This is a genomic window from Lysinibacillus sp. UBA5994 (genome assembly GCF_002429725.1).
Lineage (GTDB): Bacteria > Bacillota > Bacilli > Bacillales_A > Planococcaceae > Lysinibacillus > Lysinibacillus capsici.
Genome location: NZ_DJAU01000028.1, coordinates 1 through 11709, shown reverse-complemented (window position 1 = coordinate 11709; position 11709 = coordinate 1). Strand labels below are relative to the sequence as shown.

At 38.5% G+C, this 11709-nt stretch carries 9 protein-coding genes and 1 other RNA gene; all 10 read right to left on the bottom strand.

The features are described from left to right. Positions 1-3: 3 nt before the first annotated feature. The 10 genes from B3D98_RS09415 to rnpB all read right to left on the bottom strand — a co-directional run bounded on the left by B3D98_RS09415 (position 4) and on the right by rnpB (position 11650). On the bottom strand, positions 4-1425 hold the full coding sequence (locus B3D98_RS09415; protein ID WP_112117723.1) for an ethanolamine ammonia-lyase reactivating factor EutA: 1422 nt from the start codon (positions 1423-1425) through the stop codon (positions 4-6). 17 nt (positions 1426-1442) lie between these two features. Next, positions 1443-1943, bottom strand: coding sequence for a EutP/PduV family microcompartment system protein (locus tag B3D98_RS09410; protein WP_048389997.1), 501 nt, complete (start codon positions 1941-1943; stop codon positions 1443-1445). 10 nt (positions 1944-1953) lie between these two features. Beyond that, a complete protein-coding gene (gene eutS / locus B3D98_RS09405; protein WP_004269314.1) occupies positions 1954-2295 on the bottom strand; it encodes an ethanolamine utilization microcompartment protein EutS in 342 nt (113 codons plus the stop codon). Positions 2296-2321: 26 nt separating this feature from the next. After that, positions 2322-3566 carry an ethanolamine utilization protein EutH gene (gene eutH / locus B3D98_RS09400; RefSeq protein ID WP_016991938.1) on the bottom strand — a complete coding sequence of 415 codons (1245 nt, stop codon included), beginning with the start codon at positions 3564-3566 and terminating at the stop codon, positions 2322-2324. A gap of 83 nt (positions 3567-3649) precedes the next feature. Next, positions 3650-4228 (bottom strand): ANTAR domain-containing response regulator, encoded by a 579-nt coding sequence (locus B3D98_RS09395; protein WP_004269312.1) that lies wholly within the window; start codon positions 4226-4228, stop codon positions 3650-3652. Continuing rightward, positions 4221-5681, bottom strand: coding sequence for a sensor histidine kinase (locus tag B3D98_RS09390; RefSeq protein WP_026023345.1), 1461 nt, complete (start codon positions 5679-5681; stop codon positions 4221-4223). Before B3D98_RS09390 ends, B3D98_RS09395 begins: the two co-directional genes overlap by 8 nt. 226 nt (positions 5682-5907) lie before the next feature. Then, a complete protein-coding gene (locus B3D98_RS09385; protein ID WP_048389992.1) occupies positions 5908-7815 on the bottom strand; it encodes an ATP-dependent DNA helicase in 1908 nt (635 codons plus the stop codon). An 85-nt stretch (positions 7816-7900) separates the two neighbouring features. After that, complete coding sequence (locus B3D98_RS09380) at positions 7901-9037, bottom strand: THUMP domain-containing class I SAM-dependent RNA methyltransferase (RefSeq protein ID WP_048389991.1); 1137 nt, start codon at positions 9035-9037, stop codon at positions 7901-7903. Positions 9038-9040: 3 nt separating this feature from the next. After that, positions 9041-10786, bottom strand: coding sequence for a GGDEF domain-containing phosphodiesterase (locus tag B3D98_RS09375; RefSeq protein WP_054550770.1), 1746 nt, complete (start codon positions 10784-10786; stop codon positions 9041-9043). 483 nt (positions 10787-11269) lie between these two features. Continuing rightward, positions 11270-11650: RNase P RNA component class B (rnpB, locus tag B3D98_RS09370), an RNA gene on the bottom strand. Positions 11651-11709 lie beyond the last annotated feature (59 nt).

Sequence of the window (11709 nt, the reverse complement as noted above, 5' to 3'; positions counted from 1 at the left end):
TCCTTACTTTGAATGGAAGGCAAGGGTCTTCACCACAACAGGAACGACGCCAGATGGCAGAACCTCTCCAATGTCGATGTAATCGCCCGTTTCCACTTTAATTTGATCAATGCAAATAATTGGTACTGTCGCATTTATGGCTTGTATGGTCTGTCCAATAATCTTTGCATAATCTGATTGAATGACTATGATAATTGGTATGTCCTTAGAGCATCTTGTCGCCAAATGTAGCAAAATGGCCTGACACAATGCATGTACATCCTGAAAGCTTAAATAGGGCAATTCACTAAAATAGAGGGCAAATGGCGAACGATTGTCCTGTATAGAAAATAGATCATTTGCTCTCTCTACTGCTGTCTTCACCGTCGAGTTGAAGTCTGTTGAAGGATCTATATGACAATTGAAGACAGGTACATTTTTTAGTGGTAATACCTGTGCATCCACCTGAATGGTTGCCCCACTGATTTCAGTGGTTTGTGTACCAGCACCAGTCACTGTTGCACGTGCTGTTTCCTCTGGTCGTAACCATAAAAATGATTGTAGCTGTTCATGCTGAATTAGCATTTTCGCTAATTTTTCACCAATATCATCATATTGACGCTGGGTACATTCATTTTCATAAATACAAGAGGCCACACCACCCGTAAAAACGATGGCATCCACAGGTTTATGCCAGTTTGGTAAATGCCCTAGTAATAATGGATGCTTTTCATCTCTGCATTGCCCATGAAGAATCATGGCAAGTGTTTGCACCATTTCTTCAAGACAATGTGTCACTCGAATATCTTCGGCCGCATCACCGACCGCTAACGGATTAGCCCATCGTTCCATCAATCGCATGAGTGGCGGAGAAATTGATTGAATCTTGCCATCCTTAAACTCAATCAATCTACCACCAACATGTAAGGTACATGTACCAATGACCTCTCCAAACTGCATAACAGCAATATTCGCTGTCCCTCCACCAATATCGATATTGGCGATGACTTTGGATGAATTCTTTGATTGCTGTAAAGTACCTGCCCCTTTGGCAGCAATGATGCCCTCTAAATCAGGACCTGCGGTAGCAACTAAAAAATGACCTGCGCCATCTGCAATGGTATGGACAACCTCACTTGCATTTTCCTTCGTGGCTGATTCACCAGTAATGATGATGGCCCCTGTTGCAATATCAGATGGAGCAATTTGTGCCAATTGATACTGTTGAGAAATAAATTCCTCTATCTTTTTCATATCAATGATGTCTTTATTGATAAAAGGGGTTCTAATAATTGGACTTTGATGCAACACCGTTTTCTCAATAATTTCAATCCTTGGCACATGTGTTACGCCAGCCACATTCTTTAACAGAAAACTACTGACAACCATTTTTGTGGTACTTGTCCCAATATCAATGCCTGCACTAAATATTTTTTCAGTTTTCACCCTACACCTCCCTCTCGCTACTGTGAGCAATACATGAGATACGGACTATCGCTTTCCTTAACAAATTGTTGAATTTCTTCATTTGTCTTGAGTTGAATCAATGGTTCAATCAATTCAATGCCAAGCTTTTGCCATGAAGAGGTTTTCACGATAGGGCCCTGCGTCATAACATTTTTTAATAAGGCGGTAGCCCTTTCTACATCTGCATCAGGGGCATCAATCTTGGTAATAACCCCTATTTGTATTTTGGGAATCCCTAAGCTGAATTGCGGAGGGAATACACTCCTTGCTGATGTGGCATCCTGCAAGTAAATCACATGGGTTACTTCCAAAGATGTTGCCATAATATTTCTGTAATACATTGGATTTTCAACATATTCACCTGGTGTATCAACAATCCAGTCATCATAAACGAGTGCTTGTGTTTTGTTGGCACTGCTTTCTTTGCCCAACAATGTATTCATCAATGTTGACTTTCCTGCTTGCACACCGCCTATTATCATTACTCGATTTTTCATATGACACATCCTATGATTTTGTTATTTTTGATGGTGTATAACCTAATACCTCGGATAAAAAACGATTGATTTCTAACATCGCCATTTCTACCTCTGACACACTACCAACAATAACGAGACTACCTGTAAAACGATCTAAAAATCCTAGTTTGACATTGGCAGCCTTTGTTGCTAAGTCTCCTGCAATAATTACCGTTTCACTTGGCGTACAAGTCATAATGCCAAGGGCACCTGCTTCTTGAATACCTAGCTTTTGAAACATTTCTGGATCAGGATTGGCAATAAGGTGACTCAATGTTAGCTGTTTACCCGGCACAAACTCCTGAATAAATCGTTTTTTCTCTTCACTCACACGTCATCACCTCACTTTTTAATCAATTAAGATTTTTGATCTGTTAAATACTCGCCTTCTTTGATAATGCCAGCCTTGCGATCTTCAATTTCCAACCTTAATGCAGTTGGTACTGAAAGCTTATAGGCTAAAATAATCGCAATAACACCCGCTAAAAACTTCCCTGCAATAACAGGTAAAATAATGGTTGGCTGGAAGTTCGCCGTGAATGATAAGTGATCACCTAATAAAAAGGCGGAACATACACCAAATGCAATGTTAATTACTTTGTCTTTTGGTGGCATATGGCGAATTAGTGTAAACATCGCTAAAATATTCGCAATCGTTGCTAAAATCCCAGCACTTCCTACAGAGGATAAGCCTAATTTTTTACCAGCTGCTTCAAGTGGCTTGGAAGCATACTTTCGAATTAGATACACCATTGGGAAGGCACCCGCTAGCATAATCCCGATATAACCGGCTGTTTCTAATGCTCGGAACTGATCGATTTCATCAGCCATGATTGGATCGAAGCCCCACGCGCCAAAAATCTTTGTAAAAATACCTGTAAAAATCTCAACAATAGAGAACACTAACACCAATTTAATTCCCGCATCCATTACACGACCGAATACCATGAAGCCAGTAATCATGCCGTTTGGAATAAGCTTTAAGCCTAGTGCGATTAAGATAACGAAAATGAATAAAGGTAGTAAGTTAATTAATATTTGTAAAACAGAAATGGCAAATACATATGTAGGAGCCTCTGTTGTACTAATGACTTCACGTACTTCTGTGTTGAATAGCACAATCATGATAGAAGAAATAAATGCACCAATCGGAATTGTTAAAACGCCAGCCATAATTCCTAGCGCCATGTATTTATGATCACGCTTATCCAACATCGCAAGGCCCATTGGAATTGAGAATACGATAGTAGCACCTGACATAAAACCAACAACAAGAGCCATTACCCATCCCTCATAAGACTCCTTTAATGCATTGGCTAATTGATAACCACCCATGTCCGAGGCTAAAATCGTAGTCGCTGCAATCGCAGGATCTGCACCAATTAACTCAAAAATCGGACTAATAAAATGACTAATAAACCATGTTAAGTAAGGTATAGCTGCCATGATCCCTGCTGCTGGGACAAAAATATGACCAACCGTATGGATCCCATTCATAAATTCTTTCCCAATTCCATACTCAGCATCTCGGATAGCTCCGATTGCCCCTAAAACAGCACAAATCATAATAATATAAACGATAACCGTTCCTATCATTGCCATCTTACTCATCACCCCTTTTTTATTTATAAATTTATATAAAAAAAGGCACTTTAAAGAAGAAATCTCTTTAAAGCGCCTTTGCTTCAACTATTGACTTGTAAGTTGTTAATAATTTGCTGTGCAATATGCACCATTTCCTGTTGTGTTTGCATGCTTTCATTGCGAATCTTACGGTAAGCCTCGTCCTCGCTTATATTTTCAGCCTGCATCAGCAAGCCCTTCGCTCGTTCAATGACTTTTCGCTTATCTAATTGTGTTTGCTTATGTAAGATCTCCCCATTGAGACGGTTGAACTTATCAATTTGATGAAAAGCAACCTCAAGCACAGGCAACACATTTTTTTCAGAAAACGGTTTCATTACATATCCTAATATATTATCCTGCTTCATGTATAGCAACAATTCTTTTTCACTATAGGCCGAGATGAAAAGAACGGGTATACCAAGCTGTTGTTCAATAATTTTACTTGCCTTTAAACCGTCAAGTTTAGGCATTTTAATGTCCATTAAGATTAACTGAGGTTTGTGTAAAAAGGCTAATTCAATGGCTGTTTCCCCATTGTTCGCTTGTGCTACAACTTCGTAGCCGTTATCTTCTAACATAAACTTCAAATCAATCGCAATCAGTGATTCATCTTCGACAATCATAACTTTCCTAGTCATTTACGATAAATACCTCCTCACTTACAGGGAACTGAATTTGAGTATGTGTACCTTCATTACTAGGGATAATTGAAAATGAGCCAGCTAAATCATATTCTACAAGCCTTGTGATAATCTCCATACCAAAAGATGCCTTCACCTCTTGCATTCCAACGCCGTTGTCAGAAATATGAAGCGAAATTGTAGAATCTTCCTGAATGAATTGAATATCGATAACTCCTTCATCACGTCCGATAAACGCATACTTTAATGCATTTTGCAGTAGCTCACAAATAATGAGTGCTAAAGAGACTGCCTTTTTTGAATGACAGAACAGCTGCAAATTTTCATGATGAAAGGCTAGTTGAATAGTTGCTGTATTAGACGTACCAATCATTTTATGACCAATTTTTTTAGCTAATGCGATAACGTCTACTCTTTCTTCAGCGTTATCTTCATTTTCTAAAATCAGCTCATACACCGATGAAATACTATAGATTCGATTTAATGCCTCTTGAAACGCACTTGCATTTGAAGCAGACAGATCATTTCGCATTTGTAAACGTAATAGACTTGTCACTGTCTGAAGATTGTTTTTCACGCGGTGGTGAATTTCTCGTATCGCAAATGTTTTCATCATTAGCTCATTTTCTTTCAGCTTAAGCTCTGTTAGATCATGAATAATGAGTAGCGTGACTTTCTCGTTATGACTGCGAATAGGAATCTTCTTCACAATAAAGGACTTACGATCAATCGTAATTTCTAGGAAAAAGACATCGTCGCCTTTATCATAGACCTCCTGTAAAAAAGGTAAGATTTTATCCAACGCTATATTGTCAAAATTTTCTAATCCAGATAGCTCCGAAATAAAATGATAGCCTGCTGGATTACTATAAATCACTTTATTTTCGTGATTTGTGAGAATAATCGACTCTACGAGTAAATCAGAAACAACTGGAATTGGTTGAGAATTAGGTTCGACAATATGCTCAATTAATGCAAACGGCATATTTTGAAAATCATCCTTCGGTGTCGTTTGCATCTTCACCATTTTTTCCTGAATCAACACAGCAATTACTTGCTGCTGCTCATTAAAAATGGGAATGACATTTTGCTCCACCGTTATGCCTTCCTGCGTAATTGCTCTGGAAATGGATGATTTTTCTTTATGTTTAAACGCAGCAAATACGGCTGGTTCAAAACTTTCAAATACGAATTTTCCGATAACTGATTTTTCGTATAAACCAATCTCTTTCTTCGGGAATGCCTCTGCCACAACAATTGCATGCGGTAAATTCTCCAACAGGCAATCTATGAACATGTAACAATCAGTCAACTCAGCATAATACGTTAGCGTAGCCTCTATTTCTATTAACTTGTCAATATCCGTTGCCGATAGATTTGTATATTTTCTACACAATGATTGAATGTTCGACAGGTTTAAGCCCCCTATCAAGGAATAGTCAGCAAGCAATTTGACTATTCTTAAAAATCTTTGTCATTATTATAAACCTTTTGTGAAATTATTTTCAATATAAAAAATATATTCTTTCACAAGATTTCGTTGCATTACAAAGAACTATATAGCTTAAAAGAGAAATATTCAACAGTTTTTTAAAGATCCATAATTTAACTACACACATAATGTTATTTCGATATAACAAAAAACGAGCTTACCGTTTGGGTAAACTCGCTTCTTTCTATTTTATTTCTGGTACAACTGCTACTATATTTTCAAAGGCTGCGCGCTGCTTTTGTTCATCTTCATTTAATAAAATGTGAATATCACCATGGTCATTCGATGTACGAATTAAGCGCCCCATCCCTTGCTGCAAGCGTAATTGCATGAAAGGTAATTCCACTTCCTCAAATGGGTTTTCGGCAAATGTACGTTTCGCATCAAATAATGGGTCCTGTGGAGGAAACGGTAAATCATAAATAATCACACGAGTTAATGCTTCCTCAGGCAAATCTAACCCTTCCCATAAATGATATGAACATAATGTTTTAACTGTTCCTTGCTGGAAGTCTCGAACAATGGCTGAAAGCTCTCGATCTCCCTCAAATGCTACATACATACGTTCCATTAGCGGTAATTCTGCCTTGAAGTTTAGCATGGCTTGCTTCGATTTAAACAAAATCAACGTTTGCTCACCATCACGCAGCAACTGCTGAACACGCGCTGTTTTGTCTCGTTGTGTAAGCTCATGTAAATAGATTTTCATAACCTCTTCATAGTCGAATGGGGATGGTACAGAAAATGATTGGTAATCTCGAATTCCTAAACTATAGGCAATATAAGAAAAGTCTTTATTGACCGATAGAGTGGCAGAAGAAAAGACGATTGGAAGCTTTTTAGAGAATAATTTTTCTGCTAAAACTTCTGTGATTAAACGAGGCATAATGACGAGCGTTTCTTCACCATCTGTTTCCTCTAACCAATCTACTGCATCTCCCTGTGCGATGAAAATACGCAACGAAGCCTCATATTGTTCTAAATATTCTTCCGCCATATTTAGCTCATATTCAGGAATCATGTACATTTCTGATTCAAAAACGAATTCTTCCATCAATGTTTCTACATCATCTATTAATTGCTTCCCATAAGCAAGCAATGTTTTTGATTTGTTTATGCGTTTGCGATCTTCATTAGAAGCAACGATATCATCACGAAGCTGATCAAAAAATAGTTCATGATCATCCTGTAATTTCTCCATTGCATACAGTGTGCGCTCGCGTACACCATCTACCATCAAGCGCTCCAATAATTGCACGATAGTCGTCGCCTGTACTTTATAGGTCATCGCTTTTTGCGCAGCATACTCCAATAAATGTCCTTCATCCAGCACCATCATTGATACCTCAGGCAGTAATGCTAACTGACCTTCACGCTCACGAGATTCCTTTGTAGCTAAATGCTCCATTAGAAAATCTTGTGAACAAATAACAAGATCGGTTGATTTTCGATAATGAGAGCGATGCAATGTTTGCCCACAGCGATTACGAAGGTCACAAACCGAACATTGCATAATCGAATTGTAATTAACTTTTTGCCAATCCTCATCACTGACTGTTGGATAATCACTGCGTTCCCCATATGGATGAACAGCAATCATCGAACCTTGTGCATAAACACCATCAGGGATAGAAAAGGAAATATCATCAATCCATTCATCCGACTCCACTTTCTCTGCTTCCTCAAAGCGTTTTAAGCATAAATACTGATCTCTCGATTTTGCTAGTCGAACATCAATATCAAGTCCTAACGTTTTTTGGAGTTTATAAATATCGCCCCCCTCTTTTACAAGTTGGTCGATTAATGTTTCATCTGCACAAGCAATCAACGCAGGTTTCCCTGTGTAACGTGCGTAGGAAATAGCTGGAAGCAAATAAGCGATCGTTTTGCCAGTTCCCACTCCTGCCTCTGCAAAGAGAACATTTTTTTCTTTTAGTGCTTGTTCTATTTGATAAGCCATAAAGATTTGCTCATCACGGCATTCAAAGCCCTTTTCTGGTAATTCATCATAAAGAACATCGCCCATCCAGTCACCTAATGAATCAAAAAATGAACGGTCCTTTGATAATGCAAATGGTAAAGATTTACGCAATTAATGTTCCCCCTCTAACTATCTGGTGCTATTATACGCGACGAAACGGAAGATAAGAAAAAATCTTATCTTCCGTTACTATTCGTTAATCTCTTTTAGACTTTTGACCCCAGAACTGATAATAATTTGTTTCAATAAAACCATTAAATAATTTACGTTTTTTCGTCGCTTGGCGTCCATATAATTCTTCAAAATTTTTCATGGAGGATAGCATATATACAGACCAAGTTGGATAGTTTTTCATGACCTTCCCAACATCGCGAATCACCTGTTCCACGACTTCCACATCACCAATACGCTCTCCGTACGGCGGGTTCCCAATCATGACACCATCCGTTAACTGTGTTGTAAAATCACGTGCTTGCATTTGCTTAAACGTGATTAACTCTCCAAAGCCTGCTTCCATTGCGTTTTCTTGCGCAATGCTGACCATACGGTGATCAATATCGGAACCAATAATTTCTAAAGGCTGATCATAGTTCGCTAAACTATCTGCTTCATCACGAACCGTATCCCAGATTGCAGCTTTCATCCATGGCCATTCCTCAGAAATAAATTCTCGGTTATAGCCTGGAGCTATATTTTGTCCAAACATCGCCGCTTCCAATGCAATAGTACCAGAGCCACAGAATGGGTCAACAAACGGGCGATTTGGATTCCATTTTGAAATTTGTACAAGTGCAGCTGCTAATGTTTCTTTTAATGGTGCCTCACCTTGAGCCTGACGATAGCCACGCTTATGTAGGCCAGCACCAGATGTATCAATCGTTAGTGTCGCCACATCTTTTAAAATTGAAACCTCAATTTTGTAAGTCGCTCCAGATTCATCTAAAAAGCCAAGTCGCTTATAATGCTGTTTCATTCGCTCAACGATTGCTTTTTTGGTAATGGCTTGACAATCAGGTACACTAAATAATTTCGATTTTACGGACTTTCCTGAAACAGGAAAAGCAGCGTCCACTGGTAAATACTTCTCCCAAGGGAGTGCCTTTACACTTTCAAATAATTGTTCGAACGATTTTGCTGGGAATTGCCCAACGACAATCTTTACACGATCCGCTACACGTAGCCATAGATTGGTACGCGCAATCGCCGTTTCATCGCCTTCAAAATATACTTTGCCATTGTCAACGGTTGTTTCATAGCCAAGTGCTTTTACTTCTTGTGCCACAATAGCTTCTAAGCCCATTGCTGACGTAGCTACTAATTGATAGTTTGCCATAGATTATTTCCTTCCTTGATGCTCAATTTCCCAATACTCCATAAACTCCATCAATTCGTTTAACGGGAGTGGTTTGCTGTAATAATAGCCTTGGATAATATCACAGTTCATTTTACGTAGTATATCCACTTGTTGTGCTTGTTCTACACCTTCAGCAACAACTTTCATTTTTAAGCGATGGGACATTTGAATAATCGCATCTACAACTGCCTGTTTTTCATCGAGTGATCCAATATGCTGGATAAAGCTACGATCAATTTTTAAACAATCTAATGGGAAGCGAACCAAATAGCTTAAGGATGAATAGCCAGTCCCAAAATCATCGATTGAGATTTTAAAGCCTAATTGTTTTAAACGAACCAATTTACTAACTGTCTCATTGGCACTGTTCATCACCGTTCGCTCTGTCACTTCTATTTCAAAATTGTTAGCTGGCATATTATAGCGCTCTAATATTGTTTGTATCGACTCCAAAAAATTCTGCTGTTTAAAGTGAATGCTCGAGATATTAATGGCGACAGGTGTTTTCCAACCATATTGTTGCATTTGAATGACTGCCTCACATGCTTTTTCGATAATAAGCTCACTTAATGGAATGATTAGACCTGTATCCTCCGCATAAGTGATAAACTCAGCAGGCGAAACAAAGCCTAGCCTCTCGCTATTCCAGCGGACTAGTGCTTCTAAACCTTGAATCTGCTCATTTTCCATAGAAATCTTTGGCTGAAAATGTAGCTCAAATTCACGGTTTTCTATTGCTCTTCTTAACTCAGAATCTAGCAATAGCACTCGTTGTGCGTCGGTTTGCAGTTCATCAAAATAGAAGGAATAGCCGTTTAATTCATTCTTTTTTGAATAAGTCATCGCTCTATCTGCACAATTGATCAGTTCTTCTGTGTTTTTACTATCAACTGGATAAACGCTAATACCAATACTTGTAGAAATAAAAACTTCCTGATCATTTATCATCATTGGCTGTTCAATACTACTAATAATTTGTTCAGCAAATTTTGCAGCCTCTTTCACATTTTTCACATTGGTTAATGTAATGACGAATTCATCTCCGCCATATCTTGCAATAATATCTTTATTTTTCAGTAATTTTTTTAGTCGATTTGCTACTTCTATTAAAATTGAATCTCCAACAGCATGGCCTAATGTATCATTAATTTGCTTAAATCGATCCAAATCTAAGAAATAGATCGCATGCTGCACTGAATGAGAAATAGCAGAAGTCGATTCCAAGAGATTATCCATTCTTTCGATATAGGCAAAACGATTGGATACATCTGTTAATGAATCCGTGAGCAAACGCTTTTCTAATTCATTTTCTACTATTTTTCTTTCAGACAAATCTGTGAAAATACCACAGTAATTTGTAACCTCACCCTCATCGTTGGTTACACAAACAATTGTTAACCATTCAGGATATACGTCTCCAGTTTTACGACGATTCCATATCTCACCTTGCCAAATGCCTTCTTGTCGTATCTGCTCCCACATCTCTAAATAGAACGGCAATTCATGTACACCAGATTGTAAAACGGCTGGCGTTTTTCCAACCACATCATCACATGTATAGCCTGTCACAAATTCAAAGGCAGGATTAACCATTACTATTTTTTTGTATTCATCAGTAATCATGATACCTTCAGATACATTTTCGAAGATTTTAAGTATTAAGGAAGTCGGATATTTAGATATCAGTTTCAGTTTATCCGTACTTTCCCAATTGTTTACTCCGTTCATGTTTCCGCTCCATCCTATCTCTCTATACTCCCTCTCAGAAGGGCATTTACGTCAGGCCAACCACTATGTAATCTATTACGCTCGGTGTAATTGTCACTGACGCTTCTCTTTCGTGCAATGAATGCGTCCAGATTTTTCGAATTTGCTCGAAAAGCGCCTCAAGTAAATCTATGACAATCGCCGAAGGCATTCTCTTGATAAACAGGTAACCATACACCTAAACTGATAAACCATTTATAGAGGTGGTTGTTATACCTGGCGTTTGCTTACAATACAAGTATGTGAGCAGTCAAGATCAATACATCACATTGATGCTATAACCGTTTTCAGATGTTGTGACTTAGAAGCGGTAGCGATACTTCTCAAACGTATAGCGCATACCAAGACTTGATTAACAAGGTTACTTTTTCCTCATGAATTCAAAATAAAAGCTCTCCACCGAATTGGAGAGCGCTTGTTATTTCGTAGATAAGCATCAAAAAATTCCATAAGCCATGTTTTGTTCCCGAGTACTCAAACAGCTTGCGCCTCGTACGATCAGGTGGTAATCATCTATCTACAGAGCAAACTCTGTCCCTCTATCCGTTCAATTCCTTCTAGAGAGTGCCCCTACCATAATTTGGGTTTCTCACTCGTGGGGTTTACCTCGTTCCACCTTGCAAGTTTCCAAGCAAGCTTCGTCACTGTGGCACTTTCAGGAAGTGTCAACCATATCCAGAGGACTTAGGTTTTCCTTCCGCCGTCAGCCTTAATAGCTGCCTTACCTTATTTTTTCAGTAAGCACGAACACTACGGTCATCTCAGAACCGTGCGAGCATGGACTTTCCTCTACGACGTCTAGCGCCGCAGCGATTACCAGAATTTCATGATGATACGAAAGATTATACTAGAGTTTTATGTTAAATACAATATAATTGACTAAA

Coding starts and splice junctions, on each gene's coding strand:
- eutH (WP_016991938.1), bottom strand. CDS start 3,566: ATGGCAATGATAGGAACGGTTATCGTTTATATTATTATGATTTGTGCT.
- B3D98_RS09375 (WP_054550770.1), bottom strand. CDS start 10,786: ATGAACGGAGTAAACAATTGGGAAAGTACGGATAAACTGAAACTGATA.
- B3D98_RS09380 (WP_048389991.1), bottom strand. CDS start 9,037: ATGGCAAACTATCAATTAGTAGCTACGTCAGCAATGGGCTTAGAAGCT.
- B3D98_RS09410 (WP_048389997.1), bottom strand. CDS start 1,943: ATGAAAAATCGAGTAATGATAATAGGCGGTGTGCAAGCAGGAAAGTCA.
- B3D98_RS09395 (WP_004269312.1), bottom strand. CDS start 4,228: ATGACTAGGAAAGTTATGATTGTCGAAGATGAATCACTGATTGCGATT.